Here is a 22,992-nt window from a genome sequence, read left to right on the forward strand (position 1 = left end):
CCGTCAGCCGTAGCGGAGGGCCTGCACCGGATCGAGCCGGGCGGCGCGCCAAGAGGGATAGAGCGTCGCCGCGAGCGACAGCAGCAGCGCGGTGATCACCACGGCGGTGATCTCCTTCGGGTTCATCTGCGCGGGGATCTCGGCGAGGAAGCGCACGGTCGGGTCCCAGGCGCCCGGAAACAGCACATGCTGGATCGGCTTGATGTTCAGCGTGATCAGGATGCCGAGCCCCAGGCCGCTCAAGGTGCCGACCACGCCGATGAGCGCGCCGTTGATCAGGAACACCCGCATGATCGTGCCAGGCGTCGCCCCCATGGTGCGCAGGATCGCGATGTCGCTCGACTTGTCGCGCACCAGCAAGATCAGGCCGGAGACGATGTTGAGCGTCGCCACCACCACGATCAGGCTGAGGATCAGGAACATCACGTTCCGCTCGACCTCCAGCGCCCCGAAGAAGGTCCGGTTGCGCTGGCGCCAGTCGGTGAGCAGGATCGGGCGCTCGGCCGCCATCTCCAGGGGCTCGCGCATGTCGCCGACATGATCGGGTTCGTCGACGTAGATCTCGATCATGCTGACGTCGCCGTCCTTGTTGAAGAACGCCTGGGCCTCGGTCAGCGGCATGAACACGAAGGTCTGGTCGAACTCGGTCATCCCGACCTCGAACACCGCCTTCACGGTGTAGCTCTTGGTGCGCGGCGCGGTGCCGAAGGGCGTGGATGAGCCCTTGGGCGTCACCAGCGTGATCGTGTCTCCGGCCTGCAACCCGAGCGTGTCGGCGAGCCGCCGGCCGATCAGCACGCCGGTGCCGTCATCGAACCCCTCCAGGGTTCCGCCGCGGATCGAGGACGAGACGGCCGCGAGCGCGTCGAGATCGGCCGCCCGCACGCCGCGAATGATCACCCCGGAGCCGCCATATTGCGACGAGGCGAAGGCCTGCCCCTCGACCAGCGGCACCGCGGCGCGCACCCCCGCGACCTTGGACAAGCGCTCCGACAGGTCGGTCCAGTCGTTGAACGGCCGGTCGATCGGCGTCGCAAAGAGGTGGCCATTGATGCCAACGATCTTGGACAGCAGCTCCGCGCGAAACCCGTTCATCACCGAGAGCACGATGATCAGCGTGGCGACGCCCAGCGCGATACCCAGCACCGAGAAGAACGCAACCACCGAGACGCCGCCGCCCCGGCGGCGGGCGCGCAGATAACGGCCGGCGAGGATCCACTCGAACGGCGCGAAGGGTGCTGTGCCCGTGCCCTGGCGGAACGCGGCCGCGAAGCCTTTGACCCGGTCCAGCGCCGCTGATGCCGCCATCGGCACGGCTCAGACGCGCCGGATGCGTGCCAGCAGATCGACGATGGCGAGGCTCTCGCGCTCACCCCCGGCGCGCCGCTTCAGCTCGACCTTGCCCTCGGCCAAGCCCTTCGGTCCGACGATCACCTGCCAGGGCAGGCCGATCAGGTCGGCGGTGGCGAACTTGGCACCGGGCCGCTCGTCGCGATCATCGTAGAGCACCGACAGGCCGGCATTCTCGAGATCCGACTGGATCTGCGCACAAGCGCCGTCGGTGGCAGTGTCGCCGGTCTTGAGGTTGATCAGCGCCACCTCGAACGGCGCGACGGAATCGGGCCAAATGATCCCGGCCTCGTCGTGGCTCGCCTCGATGATCGCCGCCACCAGCCGGCTTGGGCCGATGCCGTAGGAGCCCATATGAACCGGGCGCTCGATCCCGTCCGGCCCGGCGACCTTGGCGCCCATCGGCTCGGAATACTTGGTGCCGAAATAGAAGATGTGCCCCACCTCGATGCCGCGGGCCGCCAGCCGGCTCTCCTCGGCGACCTCGGCGAAGGCCTCCTTCTCGTGCATCTCCTCCGTGGCGGCGTAGTGCGAGGTCCAGGCATCGACGATGCCCTGGAGGCCGGCGATGTCCTCGAAATCGACCGTCTCCGGCGGGATGTCGAAATCGAGATAGGCCTTGTCGCAGAAGACCTCGCTCTCGCCGGTCTTGGCCAGGATGATGAACTCGTGAGACAGGTCGCCGCCGATCGGGCCGGTATCGGCGCGCATCGGAATCGCCTTCAGCCCCAAACCAGCGAAAGTGCGTAGGTACGCCACGAACATGCGGTTGTAGGCATGGCGGGCGCCCGCCTGATCGAAATCGAACGAATAGGCGTCCTTCATCAGGAACTCGCGCGAGCGCATCGTGCCGAAGCGCGGCCGCACCTCGTCACGGAACTTCCACGAGATCTGGTAGAGGTTCTTCGGGAGATCCTTGTAGGAGCGCACGCTCGCCCGGAAGATCTCGGTGACCATCTCCTCGGCGGTTGGGCCGTAGAGCATCTCGCGGTCGTGCCGGTCCTTCAGGCGCAGCATCTCCTTGCCGTAGGCGTCGTAACGCCCGGATTCCCGCCACAGCTCAGCCGATTGGACCGTGGGCATCAGGATCTCGATGGCGCCGGCGCGATCCTGCTCTCGACGGACCACCGCGCAGACGCGCTCCAGAACCCGCAGTCCGAGCGGCAACCACGCGTAGATGCCGGCCGATTCCTGGCGGACCAAGCCGGCACGCAGCATCAGCCGGTGCGAGACGATCTCGGCTTCCTTGGGCGTCTCGCGCAAGGTCGGCATGAAGTAGCGGGAGAGACGCATGTCGCCAAAGTCTTGGAAAGGGGGCCGGCCGGGAGGAGCCGCGGCGCGTCGGCACACAACACGTGGGAGCCGCAAATTACAAGCACTGCGCGACCACGACGCGGCGTAATCGCGGCGAAGCCGTGGCGCCGGCCGCTCTGCGGACCGGCAATGCCCGATGGGAGAGCGGTCTGCCTATTTGCCGGCAAGAAAGCGCAGTTTTTTCTCGCAGACCCGGTGACAACACGAATTGTTGTTCCTATAAGCGAGCGGCGATGTTTGCGATGCCCGGAAGAGGCGGCGCAAGGTCCGAGTCTCGGGAGGAAAAACGGCCGCCCCGCAAACAATGCGGAGGATATTCAAGGCCGAGCCATCTAAAGCTTGAAAGCAAGGCCTCGGGCCTTGCTTTTTTTATGCGCGCTTCAGGCCCGCGGCAGGTTGGCCGCTGTAAACAGCGGTGCTTGCGCGGAGAACGGGCGGTGCCGCCGGGTTTTCGCGCGGCGGGGGCAAGCCTTTAATCCATCTCGGTTTTTTCGGACGGCAAGGTTGGCCCGGTTCAGCTCGGGTGAGCCCGCCAGGCATTTCGAGATCCGCCGGGCCGACGCGCTGTGGGCTTGGGTTCTCCTCGACGACGCCGACGAGACAATCGCCGAGTCCGATCGAGCTTATCTTATCCATCGGTCGCGCAGACCTCCCCGTCAGCGCTGGCTTTCGCCCATCGGGTGGCGCGGGCCGGCTAGTCGCTGACGGCGCCGCCGTCGTTCGGCAACCTGCTCTTAAAGCGCTCTACAGCCCGGTCAGCGGGAAGATCGCCAGCGCGAGCAGGAAGGCGGCCCCGGCCACCAGCGTGGTCCAAATCGCCTTCTCGCGCAGCCGCGGTCGCGCAGGCGCACCGGGATCCTGCCCGGGCACCACATGGGTCGGCCGCGTCTCAGGCTGGTTGCGCAGGGGCAGGACCGCGAAAAGCAGCGTCCACCACACCACAAAGTAGAGGGCGATCGCGCCCCCCACGGTGAGCTTGAACAGACCGACCCCCGCCGCCACGAAGGCGGCGACCAGCACCGTGATCACGCCGAGCGTGATTGGCGTCGAGCGGGCCAGGGCGGTCATCATCGGCTCAAACCTGTTCCAGCTCGACCAGGGTGCCCAAAAAGTCCTTCGGGTGGAGGAACAGGACCGGCTTGCCATGGGCGCCGATCCGCGGCTCACCGGTACCGAGCACCCGGGCGCCCTGCGCCTTCAGCATGTCGCGGGCCGCCAGGATGTCGTCGACCTCGTAGCAGACATGGTGGACGCCGCCGCCGGGATTGCGGTCCACGAAGGACGCGATCGGCGAATTCTCGCCGAGCGGGGCCATCAGCTCGATCTTGCTGTTGGGAAGTTCCACGAAGACGACGGTGACGCCGTGCTCCGGCTGCGGCAGGGGCGGCGTGACCGTGGCGCCGAGCGTATCGCGGTAGATCGCGCAGGCGGCGTCGAGGTCCCGCACGGCGATCGCCACATGGTTGAGACGGCCGATCATGATGGTTCCTCCCCGGCGTGCTCGCTCCCTCTCCGGAAGCTTTGTTCATTCGTCGGCAGGGCTCAGCCGCCGCGTGGGCGCGACGTGTTCCCTCTCCCGTGTGGGAGAGGGGGTTTGAGCCTCACGGCGCAGCCAATCAGGAAGATCAGCCGCCACAAGTCGTTATAGACTATGACGACCTGAGATCGGCAGCCAGTCTCAAACTTCCACAACCTGCACGTGGCAGGCCGGTTTCTTGCCCCAGACCTCGTTGACCGCGGTGCGCACGGCCCGGTCGACCGCCTTCTCGACGCCCTCCGAGTCCTTCAGCTTGCCCCGCGACAGGCCCGCCAGGCTGCGCGAGACCGCATCCACGATGGTCTCGATCAGCGGGTCGCCAGAGCGCCCGCGGTTCGGTAGGCCGATGATGTCGACCGCCGGCTCGCCGAGCACGACGCCGTCCTCGTCGATAGCGATCGCCACCGAGACAAGGCCCGCCTGCATCAGCTTGCGCCGCTCGGGGATCGCCCGGTCCTTCTCGTCGATCAGGACGTCGCCGTCCTTGAACAGGCGACCGACCTTTACGTGGTCGATCACCGCGGGCGTACCGGGGCTGAGGCGGATCAGGCTGCCATTGCGGGCCTTGACGACGTTCTGAACGCCCTGCGCGCGTGCAAAGCGAGCATGCTCGTCGAGGTGGAGCGCCTCGCCGTGGACCGGGATCGCGGTGCCGGGACGGGTCCACTTGTACATCTCGACCATCTCGTCCCGGCGCGGGTGGCCGGAGACGTGGACGAGAGTGCTGCGGTCGGTGATCACCTCGACGCCCTGCTCGATCAGGTCATTGATGATCGAACCGACATCGCGCTCGTTGCCGGGGATAGCGCGCGAGGAGAAGATCACCTGATCGCCCGCGGCGAGGCTGATATCCGGATGGTCGCGGCGGGAGACCCGGGCCAACGCTGCCCGCGGCTCGCCTTGGGAGCCTGTGAGCAGGGCCACGACCCGCTCGCGGGGCAGGCTCTTCCAGGAATCGGCGCGGCGGAACTCGGGCAGGCCGTCGAGGTAGCCGCACTCGCGGGCAACGTCGATCACCCGGTCCATGGCCCGGCCGACCGCCACGATCTCGCGGCCGCAGGCCACGGCCGCCTCGGCGACGGCACGGATGCGGGCCACGTTCGACGCGAAAGTGGTCACCGCGACCCGGTGGGGCGCCTCGGCGATCAGGGTCTTGAGGGTCGCGGCGACCTCGCGCTCGCTCGGGGAGAAGCCCTCGCGGACCACGTTGGTGGAATCGCAGACCAGCGCGAGGATGCCCTCGTCGCCGAGCGCCGTGAAGGCCTCCGGCGAAGTGATCTCGCCGGCCACCGGCGTCGGATCGATTTTCCAGTCACCGGTATGGACTACGAGACCGGCCGCCGTGCGGATCGCGATTGCGTTCGACTCCGGGATCGAGTGCGAGACCGGGACGTATTCGAGCTCGAACGGCCCGACGGTGATGCGCCGGCCGGGCTTGACTTCGCGCAGGTCGACCTTCGGGGCGCCCGGATCCGAGAGGCGGCGGGTCTCCAGCAGGTTCTTGGCGAAGCGCGTCGCGTAGACCGGCGCCTTGACGCGCGACCACAGCTCGGAGATCGCCCCGATATGGTCCTCGTGCGCGTGGGTGATGAAGATCCCGAGCAGGTCCTTGCGCCGTTCCTCGATGAACGAGAGGTCCGGGAACATCAGGTCGACGCCCGGCATGTTCTCCTCGCCGGCGAAGCCCATGCCGCAATCGACCATGATCCATTTCCGGCCCTTCTCCGGCCCGAAGCCGTAGAGCGCCGCATTCATTCCGATCTCGCCCACGCCGCCGAGCGGCAGGAAGACCAGCTCCTCCTGTCCCATTGCCATCTGTATCGTCGTCCAAACTCAGGCCGCCGTCGCGGCCGTTCCGAAATGCACCTCGCCCGCCGTCACGGTATGCCGGTTCCCATCGGGGGCGAGGATCACGAGCCGCCCCCCCTCGTCGATCGTCTCGAACACGCCCTGCAGGATGTGTCCGCCGCTGTGCACTGCGATCTCCGATCCGAGACCGGCGGCCCGCGCCAGCCAATCGGCGCGCAGGGCAGCGAAATTCCGTCCTCGGTCCCAGGCGCGCGCGCGTGCGGCCATCCGGTCCGAGAGCTGTTCCAGTAGCGCCTCCGCACCGCCGGCGTAACCCATCGCCGCCAAGCTTGTTGCCGGCAACCCGTCCGGGGCGGCCGCGACGTTGACACCGAACCCGACGATGACGGCCCGCCGGCCGCCAGGTACCGTCTCAGCCTCCAGCAACAGACCAGCCAGTTTCGCTCCGCCGAGCAGCACGTCGTTCGGCCATTTGAGCTTCAGAGATCGGGCGGCGATGCTGGATGCGGTATCCGGCAGGGTGCCGCAGGCCGCCTCGAGCGCCTCGATCAGGGCAAGGCCCGCAACGAAGCCCAACTCGGCGAGGTGCACGGGCGCAACTCCGGTGACCGGCCAGAGCACGCTCGCCGCGAGGTTGCCCGGCGGTGAGGCCCAGCTGTTGCCGCGGCGGCCCCGCCCCGCCTCTTGCCGATCCGTTGCGATCCACAGCGGCCCGATTTCGCCCGCACGCGCCTGTGCCATCGCCTCCGTGTTGGTGGAGCCGAGCGAATCATGGACGTGCAGGCGATGGCCCTGGGCGCGCGCCTCGGGCCCGAGTCGGTAGCGCAACGTCGTGCTAGAACAGCGACTTGGCGGCCCGCCCCGCGGCACCGACAAGCGGCCCCGGCAGCAGGAAAAACAGCACCACCACGACGCTCGACAAGGCGAGCACCACGCGCAGGCCCGGGGCCATCGCCTCGTAGGGCTCCTTCGGCTCGTCGAAATACATGATCTTGACCAGCCGCAGGTAGTAGTAGGCGCCGACCACGCTGGTCACAACGCCGATCACCGCCAGCGTCACGAGGCCGGCCTTGATGGCAGCGGCGAAGACGTAGAATTTCGCGAAGAACCCGGCGAGCGGCGGAATACCGGCCAGCGAGAACATCATCGCGGCAAGGCAGAAGGCCAGCCACGGATGCGTGCGCGACAGGCCCGACAGATCCTCGATCTTTTCGAACATCACGTTCCGGCGCCGGAGCGATAGGATGATCGCGAAAGTGCCGAGCGTCATTGCGAGGTAGATGATCATGTAGGTGACGAGCCCGCTGATCCCCTCCTCCGAGCCGCAGGCCAAGCCGATCAGCGCGTAGCCGATATTGGCGATCGACGAGTAGGCCATCAGGCGCTTGATCGAGCTCTGGCCGATCGCCGCGAAGGAGCCGAGCGCCATCGACGCCACAGCGACGAAGATGAAGATCTGCTGCCAGATCGCCGTCACGTCCGGCATGGCGCCGATGAAGACCCGTACGGTCATTGACACCGCCGCCATCTTTGGCGCGGTGGCAAAGAAGGCGGTCACCGGAGTGGGCGAGCCCTCGTAGACGTCGGGCGTCCACATGTGGAACGGCACCGCCGACATCTTGAAGCACACGCCCGCGGCCAGGAACACGATGCCGAGCACGATGCCCAGGCCCGCATTCTCGTTCAGCGCCGAGACGATACCGGGGAACGAGACCGTGCCGGTGAAGCCGTAGACCAGCGAGGCGCCGTAGAGCAGCATGCCGGAGGAGAGCGCGCCGAGGACGAAGTACTTGAGGCCGGCCTCGGTGGATTTGCTGTCGTCCCGGTGGAAGGCGGCGATCACGTAGGCGGCGAGCGATTGCAGCTCCAGGCCGAGATAGAGTGCGATCAGATCGTTGGCCGAGACCATCACCATCATGCCGATGGTGCAGAGCACGATCAACACGGGGAACTCGAACCGGTCGATCCGTTCGCGCTTGAAGAAGTCGTGCGCCAGCAGGATCGTGGCCGAGGAGCCGAGCAGCACCAGCGACTTCATCACCTTGGAGAAGGAATCCGAGACGAACGCCCCCGACAAGGTCGTGATCCGCCCGTTCACCGGCTGGGAGATCACCACCGAGAGGGCGACGAGCAGCAGCACCAGAGCGCCGACGCTCACGGCCTCGGCGGAGCGCTCGCCGCGCCAAGCGCCGTAGAGGATCAGGAGCAGGACGCCGATGCCGAGGATCAGCTCGGGCAGGAGCGGCGCCAGTGAGGGCAGGACGGAGTGGACGGTGGTCATCAGGTCCGTCTCAGCGCGGGACCGGCAGCGCGGCGGCCGCGGTCTGGGTGTTGGACAGGGCGGCCTTCATGCTGGTCATCAGCGCGTCGGTCGAAGGCGCGAAAACGTCGAGCACGGGAGCCGGGTGCACGCCGTAATAGATCGTCAAAGCCACCAGCGGGGCCAGGATGATCTTTTCGCGCAGGTCCAGATCCAGGATGCCCTGAAGGTTCGGCTTCTCCAGCTTGCCGTAGATCACCCGTGCGTAGAGCCACAGCGCGTAGCCCGCCGACAGGATGATGCCGAAGGTCGAGAAGAAGGCGACGTTCGGATTCGCCTTGAAGGCGCCGAGCATCGACAGGAACTCGCCGACGAAGCCGGACGTGCCGGGCAGGCCGACATTGGCCATGGTGAACACCATCATGGCCACCGCGTAGAGTGGCATCCGCTTCACGAGCCCGCCATAGGCGGCGATCTCGCGGGTGTGCATCCGGTCGTAGACCACGCCGACGCAGAGGAACAGCGCGCTCGCCACGATGCCGTGGGAGATCATCAGGAACAGCGCGCCCTGGATGCCCTGCTCGTTCAATGTGAACAGGCCGAGCGTCACGAAGCCCATATGGGCCACCGACGAATAGGCGATCAGCTTCTTGATGTCGGTCTGCATCATCGCGGTGAGCGAGGTGAAGATGATCGCGATCACCGAGAGGGCGAAGACCAGCGGCGCAAAATCCTGGCTCGCCACCGGCAGCATCGGCAGCGAGATCCGGATGAAGCCGTAGCCGCCCATCTTCAGGAGGATGCCGGCCAGGATCACAGAGCCGGCGGTGGGCGCCTCGACGTGGGCGTCGGGCAGCCACGTATGGACCGGCCACATCGGCATCTTCACCGCGAAGGAGGCGAAGAAGGCGAGCCACAGCCAGGTCTGCATCTGCACCGGGAAGCGGTATTGCAGCAGGGTCGGGATGTCGGTGGTGCCGGCCTGCCAGTACATCGCCATCACGGCGAGCAGCATCAGCACCGAGCCGAGCAAGGTGTAGAGGAAGAACTTGAAGCTCGCGTAGACCCGACGTGCGCCGCCCCAGATGCCGATGATCAGGAACATCGGGATCAATCCTGCCTCGAAGAACAGGTAGAACAGCAGCAGATCGAGGGAGGCGAACACGCCGATCATCGTCGTCTCAAGGACGAGGAAGGCGACGAAGTATTCCTTCACCCGGACGTTGATCGAGTTCCACGAGGCGCCGATGCAGAACGGCATCAGGAACGTGGTCAGCAGGATCAGCGGCATCGAGAAGCCGTCGACGCCGAGCTTGAACCGGATCGTCTCGGTGAGCCACGCATGGCTCTCCACCAGCTGGAAGCTCGACGAGGCGGCGTCGTAGCGGTTCCAGGCGACCAGCGAGAGCAGGAAGGTGACGATCGTGGTGGCGAGCGCAGCCCAGCGGGTGTTGCGCGCGACCGATGCCTCGTCGCCGTTCAGCGTCAGAATGAAGGCCGCGCCGCAGAGCGGCACGATCAGCAGGCCGGAGAGGATGCCGAGGCCGAGCATATCAGTGAGCCCCCTTGGGCAGGCCGGACATCAGGTACCAGCTGATCAGGCCGGCGACGCCGATGAGCATCACGAAGGCGTAGTGATAGAGGTAGCCGGTCTGGAGGCGGACCACCCCGCGGGTCACGTCCACGACGCGGGCCGCGATGCCGTTCGGGCCCAGCCCGTCGATGATCTGGCCGTCGCCCTGCTTCCAAAGGAAAAGGCCGAAATCCTTGGCCGGGCGGACGAAGATCCGATCGTAGATCTCGTCGAAGTACCACTTGTTGAGCAGGAACCGGTACAGCGACGGCTGCTGCGCGGCGAGCGCGCCCGGCAGTTCCGGCCGGCGGATGTACATCCAGAAGGCAAGCACGAAGCCGAGGATCAGCATGATCAGCGGTGAATACGAGACCAGCGCCGGGACCTCGTGGATCTCGTGCATGATGTGGTTGTTCGGGCCGTGCGCCAGGGCGTGGCCCCAGAACGCGTCCATCCCCTCGCCGATGAAGCGATTGTGGAAGACGATCCCGGCGAACAGCGCCCCGAAGGCGAGGATCGCCAGCGGGACCGTCATCACCAGCGGGCTTTCGTGGGGCGTGTGGTCGCCGTGATGGCCGTGGCCGTGATGGTCGTCGGCGACCACGTCGCTCTCGTGGGCCGGCTCGATGTCGTGGCCCTTGTCGTCGTGGGCGACACCTTCCGTGTGGCCGGGCGCCCCATCCGCCTCGTGCGCCATGGTCGCGTGTGCGACCGCGGGGGCGTCGTGCTGATCGTGCGCCGCATGCGCACCCCAGCGGGCCGGACCCTCGAAGGTCATGAAGAACAGGCGCCAGGAATAGAACGAGGTGAAGAACGCCGCCACCACGACGCACAGGAACGCCAGCGTGTGCCCGGGCCGGGTCGAGGCGTAGGCCGCCTCGATGATCGCGTCTTTCGAGTAGTAGCCGGCGGTGTAGGGAAATCCGATCAGCGCGAGGGAGCCGATCGCCATCATGGCACTGGTATAGGGGATGTAGCGGCGCAGGCCGCCCATGTTCCGCATGTCCTGCTCGTGGTGCATCGCGTGGATGACCGAGCCGGCCCCAAGGAACAGCAGCGCCTTGAAGAAGGCGTGGGTGAACAGGTGGAACACGGCGGCCGAGTAGGCGCCGACGCCGAGCGCCACGAACATGTAGCCGAGCTGCGAGCAGGTCGAGTACGCGATCACCCGCTTGATGTCGTTCTGCACGAGGCCGATCGTGGCCGCGAAGAACGCCGTAATGCCGCCGATCACGGTCACGACGACCAGCGCGTTCGGCGCCTCCTCGAACAGCGGCGACAGGCGGGCGACCATGAACACGCCGGCGGTCACCATGGTGGCGGCGTGGATCAGCGCCGAGACCGGAGTCGGGCCTTCCATGGCGTCCGGCAGCCACGTGTGCAGCAGGAACTGCGCCGACTTGCCCATGGCGCCCATGAACAGCAGCAGGCAGGCTAGCGTCAGGGCGTTCCAGTCGTAGCCGAGGAAGTGGAACGAGAGCGTCTTGATCGCGTCGACCTTGCCGAAGATCGCGTCGAACGCCACCGAGCCGGTCAGCACGAAGACCAGGAAGATGCCGAGCGAGAAGCCGAAATCGCCGACCCGGTTGACGATGAACGCCTTCATGGCGGCGGCGTTGGCCGAGGGCTTCTCGTACCAGAAACCGATCAGCAGGTAGGAGGCGAGGCCGACGCCCTCCCAGCCGAAGAACATCTGCACGAGGTTGTCGGCCGTCACCAGCATCAGCATGGCGAAGGTGAACAGCGACAAGTAGGCGAAGAACCGCGGCCGGTGCGGATCCTCCTCCATGTAGCCCACGGAGTAAAGGTGCACGAGCGTCGAGACCGTGGTCACCACCACGAGCATCACCCGGGTCAGGGTGTCGACCTTGAAGGCCCAGTCGACCTGAAGATCGCCGGCCGAGAACCAGGACGCGACCTGCACCCGCTCTGCGTGGCCGCCGTCGAGGAACACGCCCCAGGCGATCAGCGCCGTGAAGGCGAGGAACGCCGTGGTGATGTACTCGCAGGCCCGCGCCCCGATGTACCGGCCGAACAGGCCGGCGATCAGGAAGCCGATGAGCGGGAAGAAGACGATCGCGTGATACATCGCTCTCTTGCAGTCCGTCCTCCGGGCCGGCCGCGAGGCGGCGGCATCCGGATGTGAATCGGGGCGGCGGGGAAGGAGGCCCTTAGCCCTTCATCATGCTCACGTCCTCCACCGCGATGGAGCCGCGGTTGCGGAAGAACACCACCAGGATGGCGAGGCCGATCGCCGACTCGGCAGCCGCGACCGTCAGAACGAACAGGGCGAAGACCTGTCCGGTGATGTCGTTCAGCTGCGTCGAGAAGGCGACGAGGTTGATATTGACCGAGAGCAGGATCAGCTCGATCGACATCAGGATGACGATGATGTTCTTGCGGTTGATGAAGATGCCGAGCACACCGAGTGTGAACAGGATCGCCGCGACGGTGAGGTAGTGACTCAGGCCGATCATCGTTCGAATCTCCGCGCAGACATCAGACCTCGACACCCTGGCGCGACGGGACCTTGCGGGTCTCTACCGCCATGGCCTGGGTGCGGGCGTTCTGGACCGCGATGTCCTGGCGCTTGACGCCCGGCCGGTCGCGCAGCGTGAGCACGATCGCGCCGATCATGGCGACCAGCAGGATCAGGCCGGCGAGCTGGAAGAAGTAGGCGTAGTCCGTGTAGATCACCCGGCCCAGCGCTTGGGCATTGGTGAGGTTCTCGGCCGAAGCGACGTTGCTGAGCGGCGCCTGGACGAGGCCCGGATCGATGCTCCACGAACCCACGACGAGCAGCAGCTCGACCAGGAAGATCGCGCCGATCAGGGCGCCGACCGGCAGGTATTGTTGGAAGCCCTGGCGCAGCTCGGCGAAGTCCACGTCGAGCATCATCACCACGAACAGGAACAGCACCGCGACCGCGCCGACGTAGACGACCACGAGGATCATCGCCAGGAACTCGGCGCCCATCAGGACGAACAGGCCAGCGGCATTCACAAAGGCGAGAATCAGGAACAGCACCGAGGCCACGGGATTGCGCGAGGCGATCACCATGAAGCCCGACGCGACCGTGATGCTCGCGAACAGATAGAAGAAGGCGGCTGCTGCGGTCATGCGCTGGTCGGGATCGGCCGCCGGAGCGGCCCCTTCTGCCGTGCGTGGAGACGGTCCGCAGCGGGCGGGCCGTCTATAGAACCCGGTCGGCGGGGGCACAACAGCGTGCCCCGCATGGATTAGCGATAAGGCGCGTCCATCGCGATGTTGCGGGCGATTTCGCGCTCCCAACGGTCGCCGTTCAGCAGGAGCTTCTGCTTGTCGTAGAGAAGCTCCTCCCGGGTCTCCACCGAGAATTCGAAGTTCGGCCCCTCGACGATGGCGTCCACCGGGCAGGCCTCCTGGCACATGCCGCAATAGATGCATTTCACCATGTCGATGTCGTAGCGAGTCGTTCGGCGGGTGCCGTCGTTGCGGCGCGGGCCCGCCTCGATGGTGATGGCTTGGGCCGGGCAGATCGCCTCGCAGAGCTTGCAGGCGATGCAACGCTCCTCGCCGTTGGGATACCGACGGAGCGCGTGCTCCCCCCGGAAGCGGGGCCCGCGATGGCCCATCTCGAAGGGGTAGTTGATCGTGGCCTTCGGCTTGAAGAAGTAGCGCATGCCGAGGATCATCCCCGACACGAATTCCTTCAGCAGAAGGCTTTTTGCGACCTGATCGAGCTTCATGCCCGGATCTCCGAATTCGGCGAGTGGGCTCAGGCGCCCGGCGCGAGGCCGGTGAGCTTGAGCACGAAGGCGACGACGACGACCGAGACCAGCGAGATCGGCAGAAAAACCTTCCAGCCGAGGCGCATGAGCTGATCGTAGCGGTAGCGCGGCACGATGGATTTCACCATCGCGAACAAGAAGAACAGGAAGCTGGCCTTTAGGGTGAACCAGATCACGCCGGGCACCCAGGTGAAGGGCGCGAACGGGATCGGCGAGAGCCAGCCACCCAAGAACAGGATCGTCCCCAGCGCGCACATGCTCATGATTGCGACGTACTCGCCGAGCATGAACAGCAGGTACGGGGTCGAGGAATACTCTACCATGTAGCCGGCCACGAGCTCCGATTCGGCCTCTGGCAGATCGAAGGGCGGACGGTTGGTCTCGGCCAGCGCCGAGATGAAGAACACCACGAACATCGGGAACAGCCACAGCCAGTACCAGCCGAACAGGCCGAGGCTGGTATCCTGCGCCATCACGATCCGCGACAGGTTGAGCGAGCCGGCGCAGAGCAGCACGCAGATGATCACGAAGCCAAGCGAGACCTCGTAGGAAATCATCTGCGCCGCCGAGCGGAGCGCGCCCAGGAACGCGTATTTCGAGTTCGACGCCCAGCCGCCCATGATGACGCCGTAGACGCCCAAGCTGGAGATCGCGAAGATGTAGGTGATGCCGACATTGAGGTCGGCGATCGCCCAGCCGTCGGCGAGCGGGATCACCGCCCAGCTCGACAAGGCGAGCATCGCGAAGACCAGCGGCGCCAGCAGGTAGATCGCCTTGTTGGCGCCCGCCGGGATGACCGGCTCCTTGAGCACGAACTTGAGCAGATCGGCGAAGGACTGGAACAGGCCGAACGGCCCGACCACGTTCGGCCCACGCCGGAGCTGCACCGCCGCCCAGATCTTCCGGTCGGCGAGCAGCGCGTAGGCGATGAAAACGAGCAGCGCCGAGAGCAGCACGAAGCTCTTCAGCACGATCAGGAGCACGGTCCCGAGGATTTCGAGCGACGTCATCGGTCTTGGCTCCTACTCGGCCGCCGCCAGGGGCCGCGCCTCGGCGGCGCGCTCCCGGGCGATGCGCGAGCACTCCGCGAGGATCTGCGAGGCGCGGGTGATCGGGTTGGTCAGGTAGAAGTCGGTCACCGGCGATGCGAAGGCCGGCCCGCTGGCATCGCCGCCCAGGCCCGAGAGACGGTCGACCGCCTCGGTGACGGTGCCGGGCTCCACCGCACCGACTGCCGCGAAATGCGGGTGGGCGGCGTAGAGCGCCCGGCGCAAAGCGGTCAGCGAATCGAACGGCAGGCGCTTGCCGAGCACGTCCGAAAGGGCGCGCAGGATCGCCCAATCCTCGCGGGCATCGCCCGGCGGGAAGGCGGCGCGGTTGCCCATCTGGACCCGGCCTTCGGTGTTCACCCAGGTCGCCGACTTCTCGCTATAGGCGGCCCCCGGCAGGATGACGTCGGCACGTAAGGCGCCGCGGTCGCCGTGGCTGCCCTGGTAGATCACGAAGGCGCCCGGAGCCACGTCGCGCTCGTCGGCGCCGAGGTTGAACAGCACGTCCAGCGCACCCGGCTCCAGCATCTGCGCAAAGGTCAGGCCGCCCTCCCCCGGCACGAAGCCAAGATCGAGCGCGCCGACCCGGGCCGCCGCCGTATGCAGCACGCCGAAGCCGTTCCACTCGGCTGAGACCGCGCCGATATCCTTCGCGAGGGTAGCGGCCGCCTTCAGCACGCCCGGCGCGGCATTCGCGCCGACGATCACGAGCGGCGCCTTCGCTTCCTGGAGGATCTCGAGGAAACTGTGCTCGCCCCGCGCGAGCGCGGTCAGCGAATCGGGGCCTGCGCCGATATAGTGGCTTGGATAGGTCAGATCGACCGGCTCGCCGATCACACCCACCGCCAGTGGCGCCATGCGCCAGCGCTTGCGGATGCGCACGTTGAGCAACGAGGCCTCGGTCCGCGGGTTGGCGCCGACGATCAGGATCGCGTCGGCGGCCTCGATGCCGGGAATCGTCGGGTTGAAGATGTACGAGGCGCGGCCCAGCGCCGGGTCGAGGCCGGCATCGGTCTGGCGTCCATCGAGGTTCGGCGAACCGAGGCTTCGGATCAGCTCGCGGAGCGCAAACAACTCCTCGACGCCCGCGAGGTCGCCGACCACCGCGCCGATGCGCTTCGGATCCGCGCCCTTCACCTTGGCGGCGATGGCCTGGAACGCCTCACCCCAGGAAGCGGGCCTCAGCCGGCCGTTCTCACGCAGGTACGGGCGGTCGAGGCGCTGCATCCGCAGCCCGTCGATGTGGTAGCGGGTCTTGTCGGAGATCCACTCCTCGTTGATCTCCTCGCTGACCCGGGGCTCGATCTGCATGACTTCGCGGCCGCGGGTGTCGATGCGGATCGATGAGCCGACCGCGTCCATCACGTCGACCGATTCGGTCTTGTTCAGCTCCCACGGCCGCACGTTGTAGCTCTGTGGCCGGTGCACCAGCGCGCCCACCGGGCAGAGATCGGCGACATTGCCCTGGAGCTCCGAGGCCATCGACTGCTCGAGGTAGCTGGTGATTTCCATATCCTCGCCGCGGCCGATAGCGCCGAGGTCGGGCACGCCCGCCACTTCGGCGAGGAAGCGCACGCAGCGGGTGCAGTGGATGCAGCGGTTCATCGCCGTCCGCACCAGCGGGCCGATATGCTTCTCCTCGACCGCCCGCTTGTTCTCCTGATAGCGGGTTGAATCGACCCCGTAGGCCATCGCCTGATCCTGGAGGTCGCAATGGCCGCCCTGGTCGCAGATCGGGCAATCGAGCGGGTGGTTGATGAGGAGGAACTCCATCACCCCTTCCCGGGCCTTCTTGGTCAGGCCGGAGCGGGTCAGAATCTCCGGTGGCTCGCCGTTCGGGCCGGGGCGGCAATCCTTCACCGCGTAGGCGCAGCTCGCGACCGGCTTCGGCGCGCCCTTCAGCTCGACCAGGCACATCCGGCAATTGCCGGCGATCGACAGCCGCTCGTGGAAGCAGAAGCGCGGGATCTCGGCGCCCGCGGCCTCGCAGGCCTGGAGCAGCGTGTATTCGGCGGGGACGTCGACCTCGGTGCCGTCGACGAGGAGTTTTGTCATCGGTGCAATCTCAGTGCGGGGCATCGGCGAGATCGAGACGTCGCCCGATTCGCTCGATGCGAAGCTCGACCCTGTCGATCCGCCGGTGGACGCCAGCCAGATTCTCTTCGACCGCTGCCATGCGGCCCTTCAATTCACGGACATCGTCACTAAGGCGATCGACCTTCTCGTCGATCCGCCGCAGGTATACGAGCATCAGGTTGTCAGGCTGGCTCATCATCGGATCACTCCGCGGCCATCGGCACAGGCTCGCTGTGCGGGTTGGCGGTGTAGCGGTCGATGCGCTTCTCGATCTCGGGGCGGAAGTGCTTGATCAGGCCCTGGATCGGCCAAGCTGCGGCGTCGCCGAGCGCGCAGATCGTATGCCCCTCGATCTGCTTGGTAACCTCGAACAGCATGTCGATCTCGCGCTTCTGCGCGCGGCCCTCGGTCATGCGCTGCATCACCCGCCACATCCAGCCGGTGCCCTCCCGGCAGGGCGTGCACTGGCCGCAGGATTCGTGCTTGTAGAAATACGAGATCCGCGTGATCGCCGCGACGATATCGGTGGACTTGTCGAGCACGATCACCGCCGCCGTGCCGAGGCCGGAGCCGAGGTTGCGGAGAGTGTCGAAATCCATCTTGGCGTCGACGATCTGCTCGGCCGGCACCAGCGGCACCGACGAGCCGCCCGGGATCGAGCACAACAGGTTGTCCCAGCCGCCGCGCATACCGCCGCAATGGCGGTCGATGAGCTCGCGGAAAGTGATGCCTAGCTCCTCCTCGACGTTGCAGGGCTTGTTGACGTGCCCCGAGACGCAGAACAGCTTGGTGCCGGTGTTGTTCTTGCCGCCAAGCCCCGCAAACCATGCGCCGCCCCGGCGCAGGATCGTGCCGGCCACCGCGATCGACTCGACGTTGTTCACGGTCGTGGGGCAGCCATAGAGGCCCATATTGGCCGGGAACGGCGGCTTCAGCCGCGGCATCCCCTTCTTGCCCTCCAAACTCTCGATCAGCGCCGTCTCTTCGCCGCAAATATAGGCGCCAGCGCCGTGGTGGACGTAGATGTCGAAGGGGTAGTCGTGCACGTTCGACTGGCCAACGAGCCGTGCCGCATAGGCCTCATCCACGGCCTTCTGGAGCGCGTGCTTCTCGGCGACGTACTCCCCGCGGATGTAGATGTAGCAGGCATGCGCCGCCATCGCGAAGCAGGCCAGCATGCAGCCCTCGATCAGGAGATGCGGATCGTGCCGCATGATCTCCCGGTCCTTGCAGGTGCCCGGCTCCGATTCGTCGGCGTTGACCACGAGGTAATGCGGGCGCCCGTCCGACTTCTTGGGCATGAACGACCACTTGAGGCCGGTGGGAAAGCCTGCGCCGCCGCGGCCACGCAGGCCCGACGCCTTCATCTCGTCGATGATCCAGTCGCGGCCCTGCTCCAGAAGGAACTTGGTCCCGTCCCAGGCGCCACGCTTCTTGGCGGCGTCCAGCCCCGGCGACTGCAACCCGTAGAGGTTGGTAAAGATACGATCCTGATCCGACAGCATGTCAGGTCCTCACTGAGCCGGCGCGGCCAGCGCCTTGGCCTGCCCGACCCAGTCCTCCCGGTCGATGCGACCCGGGAACGCGAGGTAGGTGCCGACCCAGGTGATTTCGTCGCGGCTCCAGGCGGCGATCTGGTCGAAATGGTAGATGCCGAGCCCGTTCAGGCGCTGGCTGTTGTCCGGATCTATACCCGCGATCCGGGTAAGGTCGTCGGGCCGTCCGGCGCGAGCGGCGTCGAGTGCCGGGGGTCGCTTGCCGACCGCGTCGGCCTTCTGTTCGGGCGTCGCGTCCTTCGGCAGAGCCGCCAGCGCGCCGGCGACGCGCGCCTCCTCGGCCTCCGCCGCGACCTCGGAGTCGCTCGCGCCAGAGGCTTCCGGCTGCTGCGGAACCGCATCGCGCGCCGGCACATCCTGGTTGCCCTGTTCGCCCGCGGCGGGCTCGCCCTCGGCGACGCGCTTGGCTGGCGAGTCGAGCACGTCCGCGTCACCCTGCCGGGCGGCGCCGGCCTTGGCGGTCGACCGGCCGCGCTCGGCCGCATCGGCACGATCCTCGGGCTTGACCGGCGTCTCACCGTTCGCGGCCCGCTGGGCCGGTGCGTCGCTGGCGGTCCGTTCGACCGCGCGGCCGGCATCGGGCCGGGCCGGCTTCGGGTTCGTGGCGGCCTGCTGGGCGCCAGCCGCCGCCTCGCCGGTCTTGGCGGCGGGGCTGGCCGCCGGTTCCTCGGCCTTCCCGGCCTCCTCGAAGCGCTTGCGCCACGCGCCGACCCGCGAGCCATCGAACAGGGTCGGGTCGGTGAGCGTGTTCACCGCGCCCTGGGGCTCAGACGAGACGCGCCCCGTCTGCGAGCCGACCTTCACGGGTCGGCCGGCCGCGAGGTCGTCCATCAACTGGCCGAGCGATTCGGGCGTCAGGTCCTCGTAATAATCCTGGTTGATCTGCACCATCGGCGCGTTGCAGCAGGCGCCGAGGCACTCGACTTCCAGCCAGGAAAAGTTGCCGTCCGCCGAGACGTGGCCCGGCGCGCCGAGCCGGTCGTGGAGCATCTCCTTCAGCCCGCGCGCGCCGCAGGAATCGCACGGCACCGTGCCGCAGACCTGGATCCAGAAGCGCCCGACCGGCTCCAGCGCGAACATCGTGTAGAAGGTCGCCACCTCCAGCACGCGGATGTTCGGCATGCCGAGTTCGGCCGCCACCGCCTCGATCGCCGCCCGCGGCAGCCAGCCGCCATTCTGCTCCTGGGCCTTCCACAGGAGCGAGATCACCGCGGAGGCCTGACGGCCCTCCGGGTACTTGGCGATCTGGGTCTTGGCCCACTCGGCGTTCTCGGGCGAGAACGCGAAGGTTTGGGGCTGTTCGGAGGCGGGGGCGAGTCTGCGGTTGGCCATCGCTTTATCTTACCGATCCACTTCGCCGAACACGATGTCGAGCGTGCCGAGCACGCAGGACACGTCGGCGAGAAGGTGCCCGCGGCACATCCAGTCCATCGCCTGCAGATGCGCGAAGCCCGGCGCGCGGATCTTGCAGCGATACGGCTTGTTGGTCCCGTCCGACACGAGATAGACGCCGAACTCGCCCTTGGGCGCTTCCACGGCGGCGTAGACCTCACCTTCGGGGACGTGAAAACCCTCGGTGTAGAGCTTGAAGTGGTGGATGAGCGCCTCCATCGAGCGCTTCATCTCCCGGCGCGGCGGCGGCGCGAACTTGCCGTCGATCGAGGCGATCGGACCCTGGCCGGCGGGTTCGCGCAGCTTGGCGACGCACTGCTTCATGATGCGCACCGACTCGCGCATCTCCTCCATGCGGATCACCTGGCGATCGTAGGTGTCGCCGTTCTTCCCCACGGGGATGTCGAACTCCATCTCGTCGTAGCACTCGTAGGGCTGCGCCTTGCGCAGGTCCCACGGGATGCCGGAGCCGCGCACCATCACGCCGGAAAAACCCCACTGCATCGCCTCGTCGACCGACACGATGCCGATGTCGACGTTGCGCTGCTTGAAGATGCGGTTGGCCATGACGAGGTCGTCGAGGTCCTGAACGACCTGCAGGAACGGGTCGCAGAACGCGTCGATGTCGTCGATCAGCTTTGGCGGCAGGTCCTGGTGGACGCCGCCGGGCCGGAAGTAATTGGCGTGGAGCCGGGCGCCGGAGGCCCGCTCGTAGAAGATCATCAGCTTCTCGCGCTCCTCGAAGCCCCAGAGCGGGGGCGTGAGGGCGCCGACATCCATCGCCTGCGTGGTGACGTTGAGGAGATGCGACAGGAGACGGCCGATCTCACAGAACAGCACGCGAATCAGCTGCGCACGCCGCGGCACCTCGATCCCGGCGAGCTTCTCGATCGCGAGGCAGAAGGCATGCTCCTGATTCATCGGCGACACGTAGTCGAGCCGGTCGAAATAAGGCGTCGCCTGCAGGTAGGTCTTGTACTCGATCAGCTTCTCGGTGCCGCGGTGGAGCAGGCCGATATGCGGATCGACGCGCTCGACCACCTCGCCGTCGAGTTCCAGCACGAGGCGCAGCACGCCGTGCGCCGCCGGATGCTGCGGCCCGAAGTTGATCGCGAAGTTTCGGATATTGTGTTCTGTCACGAACAGTCTCCGCGGATCAAACCGACGTCTTCTTCTCGTCGCCCGGAAGCACGTAGTCAGTGCCTTCCCACGGGGACAGGAAGTCGAAGTTACGGAACTCTTGGGTGAGCTTCACCGGCTCGTACACGACCCGCGCCTGATCCTGATCGTAGCGGACCTCGACGAAGCCGGTCAGCGGAAAATCCTTTCGCAACGGGTGCCCCTCGAAGCCGTAATCGGTGAGCAGGCGGCGCAGGTCGGGATGGCCCGAGAACAGGATCCCGTAGAGGTCGTAGGTCTCGCGCTCGTACCAGTTGGCGGCCGGGAACACTTCGATCACCGAGGGGACGGGCGTCACCTCGTCGGTCCGCACCTTCAGTCGGATGCGCAGGTTATGGCGCAGCGACAGCAAGTGATAGACCACGTCGAAGCGCTTCTCGCGCTGCGGATAGTCCACGCCGCAAATGTCGATGAAGTTGCGGAACGCGCAGGCCGGATCGTCGCGCAAGTAGGTCAGCACGTAGACGATGTCGGAGGCTTGGACCACCAGGGTCAGCTCGCCGAACGTGATGGTGTGCGCCACCACCGCCGGGCCCAGGGCGCCGACGACCCGCTCGGCCATGGCCGAAATCGCGTCCGCGCCGTAGACCGGCTGGGTGTGGGGCAGGATCGAGATGCCGTTGGTCATGGCCGCCCCTCAGCGCTCGATCGTGCCGGTGCGGCGGATCTTCTTCTGGAGAAGCAGCACGCCGTAGAGCAGTGCCTCGGCGGTGGGCGGGCAGCCAGGAACGTAAATGTCCACCGGCACCACCCGGTCGCAGCCGCGCACCACCGAGTACGAGTAGTGGTAGTAGCCGCCGCCATTGGCGCAGGAGCCCATGGAGATGACGTAGCGCGGCTCCGGCATCTGGTCGTAGACCTTGCGCAGCGCCGGGGCCATCTTGTTGGTCAGCGTGCCGGCGACGATCATCACATCGGATTGGCGGGGCGAGCCGCGGGGCGCGAAGCCGAAGCGCTCGCAATCGTAGCGCGGCATCGACATCTGCATCATCTCGACCGCGCAGCAGGCTAGGCCGAAGGTCATCCACATCAGCGAGCCGGTGCGGGCCCAGTTGATCAACTCGTCTGTGGTGGTGAGCAGGAAGCCGCGGTCGGCCAGCTCGTCGCTGATCGACAGGAAGGTCGGATCGTCCGCGCCGATCGGCCGGCCGGTGTTGGGATCGATGATCCCCTTCGGCTGGGGCGCGACCGCGGGGGCGCGGGACAGGCTGTGGGTCGTGTCGGTGATCAGGGCCATCGGCGACTCGGAATGGGGTGCGGGTAGGCGGCTGTCGCGTATCAATCCCATTCGAGGGCGCCCTTGCGCCACTCGTAGACGAAACCGACGGTCAGCACGCCGAGGAAGACCATCATCGACCAGAAGCCGAACCAGCCCAGATCCCCGAATGTGATCGCCCACGGGAACAGGAACGCGACCTCAAGATCGAAGATGATGAACAGGATCGCGACGAGGTAGAACCGCACGTCGAACTTCATGCGGGCGTCGTCGAAGGCGTTGAACCCGCACTCGTAGGCCGAGAGCTTCTCCGGATCCGGGTTCTTGTACGCGACGAGGAACGGCACGACCAGCAGAGCCGTGGCGATGAACAGTGCCACGCCGATGAACACGATGAGCGGCAGGTAATCCGCCAACAATCCGGTCATGCCAGGGCCTCGCGAGACAAGGAAAACCGCGGTGCAACGCCGACACCGGATTCGCCCGTGGAATTGTTCTTATGCCAAGATGCGCGCGGCCGGAGGCTTAGTCGAGCCGCCGGCCCGTGACAATGGCTTGTCGCGTCGCACAAAGCGCGCTGTCAGTCCTCTCAGAGATGGGCATGGGCGGCATGCCTGCAACACGACGGAAGCGCGCAGGTCCGTCCGCGCGCCGATGCACGAAACCGGGGTGGATGCGCTTGACAGCCCCCCGGCCGCCCCATAAACCCCGCCCCGTCGCCGGGCGAAACGCCCCTTCGAAGCGACCACGCCGTGCGGGCGTAGCTCAGTTGGTTAGAGTGCCGGCCTGTCACGCCGGAGGTCGCGGGTTCGAGCCCCGTCGCCCGCGCCACGTCTTTTTTCCCGTTGAATACGCGAGTAGACCGATCCGCGCGGGAGATGCGCTGGTTGCCGTCTGCGGCAATCGTTCGT

Annotated in this window: 21 protein-coding genes and 1 tRNA gene; 1 reads left to right on the forward strand and 21 read right to left on the reverse strand. The window is 66.6% G+C overall.

The genetic code is table 11. The annotated features are described in order from the left end of the window. Positions 1–3: 3 nt before the first annotated feature. The 21 genes from OXS49_RS08845 to OXS49_RS08945 all read right to left on the reverse strand — a co-directional run bounded on the left by OXS49_RS08845 (position 4) and on the right by OXS49_RS08945 (position 22,509). Complete coding sequence (locus tag OXS49_RS08845) at positions 4–1,308, reverse strand: lipoprotein-releasing ABC transporter permease subunit (protein WP_244006611.1); 1,305 nt, start codon at positions 1,306–1,308, stop codon at positions 4–6. Positions 1,309–1,317: 9 nt separating this feature from the next. Then, complete coding sequence (gene proS / locus OXS49_RS08850) at positions 1,318–2,643, reverse strand: proline--tRNA ligase (protein ID WP_267423581.1); 1,326 nt, start codon at positions 2,641–2,643, stop codon at positions 1,318–1,320. A gap of 765 nt (positions 2,644–3,408) precedes the next feature. Continuing rightward, the gene (locus tag OXS49_RS08855; RefSeq protein ID WP_244006613.1) at positions 3,409–3,735 is read right to left on the reverse strand and encodes a DUF1467 family protein; all 327 of its coding nucleotides are present in this window, start codon (positions 3,733–3,735) and stop codon (positions 3,409–3,411) included. Between the two features lie 4 nt (positions 3,736–3,739). Continuing rightward, entirely contained in the window at positions 3,740–4,144 is a 405-nt protein-coding gene (gene mce, locus OXS49_RS08860; protein ID WP_267423583.1) for a methylmalonyl-CoA epimerase, read from the reverse strand. Positions 4,145–4,342: 198 nt separating this feature from the next. Then, positions 4,343–6,016 (reverse strand): ribonuclease J, encoded by a 1,674-nt coding sequence (locus tag OXS49_RS08865; protein ID WP_267423585.1) that lies wholly within the window; start codon positions 6,014–6,016, stop codon positions 4,343–4,345. Positions 6,017–6,034: 18 nt separating this feature from the next. Then, entirely contained in the window at positions 6,035–6,838 is an 804-nt protein-coding gene (locus tag OXS49_RS08870) for a biotin--[acetyl-CoA-carboxylase] ligase (protein ID WP_267423587.1), read from the reverse strand. 7 nt (positions 6,839–6,845) lie between these two features. Then, positions 6,846–8,291, reverse strand: a complete 1,446-nt coding sequence (gene nuoN / locus OXS49_RS08875) for an NADH-quinone oxidoreductase subunit NuoN (RefSeq protein WP_267423589.1) — start codon at positions 8,289–8,291, stop codon at positions 6,846–6,848. 10 nt (positions 8,292–8,301) lie between these two features. Further along, positions 8,302–9,822 (reverse strand): NADH-quinone oxidoreductase subunit M, encoded by a 1,521-nt coding sequence (locus OXS49_RS08880; RefSeq protein WP_267423591.1) that lies wholly within the window; start codon positions 9,820–9,822, stop codon positions 8,302–8,304. A 1-nt stretch (position 9,823) separates the two neighbouring features. Beyond that, positions 9,824–11,932 (reverse strand): NADH-quinone oxidoreductase subunit L, encoded by a 2,109-nt coding sequence (gene nuoL / locus OXS49_RS08885; protein WP_267423593.1) that lies wholly within the window; start codon positions 11,930–11,932, stop codon positions 9,824–9,826. 82 nt (positions 11,933–12,014) lie between these two features. After that, entirely contained in the window at positions 12,015–12,320 is a 306-nt protein-coding gene (gene nuoK / locus OXS49_RS08890) for an NADH-quinone oxidoreductase subunit NuoK (protein ID WP_043351891.1), read from the reverse strand. A gap of 22 nt (positions 12,321–12,342) precedes the next feature. Beyond that, positions 12,343–12,963 carry an NADH-quinone oxidoreductase subunit J gene (locus OXS49_RS08895; RefSeq protein ID WP_244006622.1) on the reverse strand — a complete coding sequence of 207 codons (621 nt, stop codon included), beginning with the start codon at positions 12,961–12,963 and terminating at the stop codon, positions 12,343–12,345. A 119-nt stretch (positions 12,964–13,082) separates the two neighbouring features. Next, positions 13,083–13,571 carry an NADH-quinone oxidoreductase subunit NuoI gene (gene nuoI, locus OXS49_RS08900; RefSeq protein ID WP_007560744.1) on the reverse strand — a complete coding sequence of 163 codons (489 nt, stop codon included), beginning with the start codon at positions 13,569–13,571 and terminating at the stop codon, positions 13,083–13,085. Positions 13,572–13,600: 29 nt separating this feature from the next. Then, the gene (gene nuoH / locus OXS49_RS08905; RefSeq protein ID WP_243927213.1) at positions 13,601–14,623 is read right to left on the reverse strand and encodes an NADH-quinone oxidoreductase subunit NuoH; all 1,023 of its coding nucleotides are present in this window, start codon (positions 14,621–14,623) and stop codon (positions 13,601–13,603) included. Between the two features lie 12 nt (positions 14,624–14,635). After that, positions 14,636–16,717, reverse strand: coding sequence for an NADH-quinone oxidoreductase subunit NuoG (gene nuoG / locus OXS49_RS08910; protein ID WP_267423613.1), 2,082 nt, complete (start codon positions 16,715–16,717; stop codon positions 14,636–14,638). A 10-nt stretch (positions 16,718–16,727) separates the two neighbouring features. Further along, positions 16,728–16,937, reverse strand: coding sequence for a hypothetical protein (locus tag OXS49_RS08915; RefSeq protein ID WP_267423615.1), 210 nt, complete (start codon positions 16,935–16,937; stop codon positions 16,728–16,730). A 4-nt stretch (positions 16,938–16,941) separates the two neighbouring features. Then, positions 16,942–18,243 (reverse strand): NADH-quinone oxidoreductase subunit NuoF, encoded by a 1,302-nt coding sequence (gene nuoF, locus OXS49_RS08920; RefSeq protein WP_267423617.1) that lies wholly within the window; start codon positions 18,241–18,243, stop codon positions 16,942–16,944. 9 nt (positions 18,244–18,252) lie between these two features. Next, a complete protein-coding gene (gene nuoE, locus OXS49_RS08925) occupies positions 18,253–19,626 on the reverse strand; it encodes an NADH-quinone oxidoreductase subunit NuoE (protein ID WP_267423619.1) in 1,374 nt (457 codons plus the stop codon). Positions 19,627–19,635: 9 nt separating this feature from the next. Beyond that, positions 19,636–20,826: an NADH-quinone oxidoreductase subunit D gene (locus OXS49_RS08930; protein ID WP_267423621.1), complete on the reverse strand. Its 1,191-nt coding sequence runs from the start codon at positions 20,824–20,826 to the stop codon at positions 19,636–19,638. A 16-nt stretch (positions 20,827–20,842) separates the two neighbouring features. Beyond that, positions 20,843–21,493 carry an NADH-quinone oxidoreductase subunit C gene (locus OXS49_RS08935; protein ID WP_267423623.1) on the reverse strand — a complete coding sequence of 217 codons (651 nt, stop codon included), beginning with the start codon at positions 21,491–21,493 and terminating at the stop codon, positions 20,843–20,845. Between the two features lie 9 nt (positions 21,494–21,502). Then, positions 21,503–22,102, reverse strand: coding sequence for an NADH-quinone oxidoreductase subunit B (locus OXS49_RS08940; RefSeq protein ID WP_007560753.1), 600 nt, complete (start codon positions 22,100–22,102; stop codon positions 21,503–21,505). Between the two features lie 41 nt (positions 22,103–22,143). Next, positions 22,144–22,509, reverse strand: coding sequence for an NADH-quinone oxidoreductase subunit A (locus tag OXS49_RS08945; protein WP_244006633.1), 366 nt, complete (start codon positions 22,507–22,509; stop codon positions 22,144–22,146). 326 nt (positions 22,510–22,835) lie between these two features. On the opposite strand from OXS49_RS08945, the gene OXS49_RS08950 reads away from it, so the two are divergent. Continuing rightward, positions 22,836–22,912: transfer RNA gene (locus tag OXS49_RS08950), tRNA-Asp, on the forward strand. Positions 22,913–22,992: the final 80 nt, after the last annotated feature.

Origin of the sequence: Methylobacterium sp. GC_Met_2 (genome assembly GCF_026540795.1) — a bacterium.
Classification (GTDB): Bacteria; Pseudomonadota; Alphaproteobacteria; order Rhizobiales; family Beijerinckiaceae; genus Methylobacterium.

Coding starts and splice junctions, on each gene's coding strand:
- OXS49_RS08845 (WP_244006611.1), bottom strand. CDS start 1,308: ATGGCGGCATCAGCGGCGCTGGACCGGGTCAAAGGCTTCGCGGCCGCG.
- proS (WP_267423581.1), bottom strand. CDS start 2,643: ATGCGTCTCTCCCGCTACTTCATGCCGACCTTGCGCGAGACGCCCAAG.
- OXS49_RS08855 (WP_244006613.1), bottom strand. CDS start 3,735: ATGATGACCGCCCTGGCCCGCTCGACGCCAATCACGCTCGGCGTGATC.
- mce (WP_267423583.1), bottom strand. CDS start 4,144: ATGATCGGCCGTCTCAACCATGTGGCGATCGCCGTGCGGGACCTCGAC.
- OXS49_RS08865 (WP_267423585.1), bottom strand. CDS start 6,016: ATGGCAATGGGACAGGAGGAGCTGGTCTTCCTGCCGCTCGGCGGCGTG.
- nuoN (WP_267423589.1), bottom strand. CDS start 8,291: ATGACCACCGTCCACTCCGTCCTGCCCTCACTGGCGCCGCTCCTGCCC.
- OXS49_RS08880 (WP_267423591.1), bottom strand. CDS start 9,822: ATGCTCGGCCTCGGCATCCTCTCCGGCCTGCTGATCGTGCCGCTCTGC.
- nuoL (WP_267423593.1), bottom strand. CDS start 11,932: ATGTATCACGCGATCGTCTTCTTCCCGCTCATCGGCTTCCTGATCGCC.
- nuoK (WP_043351891.1), bottom strand. CDS start 12,320: ATGATCGGCCTGAGTCACTACCTCACCGTCGCGGCGATCCTGTTCACA.
- OXS49_RS08895 (WP_244006622.1), bottom strand. CDS start 12,963: ATGACCGCAGCAGCCGCCTTCTTCTATCTGTTCGCGAGCATCACGGTC.
- nuoI (WP_007560744.1), bottom strand. CDS start 13,571: ATGAAGCTCGATCAGGTCGCAAAAAGCCTTCTGCTGAAGGAATTCGTG.
- nuoH (WP_243927213.1), bottom strand. CDS start 14,623: ATGACGTCGCTCGAAATCCTCGGGACCGTGCTCCTGATCGTGCTGAAG.
- nuoG (WP_267423613.1), bottom strand. CDS start 16,717: ATGACAAAACTCCTCGTCGACGGCACCGAGGTCGACGTCCCCGCCGAA.
- OXS49_RS08915 (WP_267423615.1), bottom strand. CDS start 16,937: ATGATGAGCCAGCCTGACAACCTGATGCTCGTATACCTGCGGCGGATC.
- nuoF (WP_267423617.1), bottom strand. CDS start 18,243: ATGCTGTCGGATCAGGATCGTATCTTTACCAACCTCTACGGGTTGCAG.
- nuoE (WP_267423619.1), bottom strand. CDS start 19,626: ATGGCCAACCGCAGACTCGCCCCCGCCTCCGAACAGCCCCAAACCTTC.
- OXS49_RS08935 (WP_267423623.1), bottom strand. CDS start 21,493: ATGACCAACGGCATCTCGATCCTGCCCCACACCCAGCCGGTCTACGGC.
- OXS49_RS08940 (WP_007560753.1), bottom strand. CDS start 22,102: ATGGCCCTGATCACCGACACGACCCACAGCCTGTCCCGCGCCCCCGCG.
- OXS49_RS08945 (WP_244006633.1), bottom strand. CDS start 22,509: ATGACCGGATTGTTGGCGGATTACCTGCCGCTCATCGTGTTCATCGGC.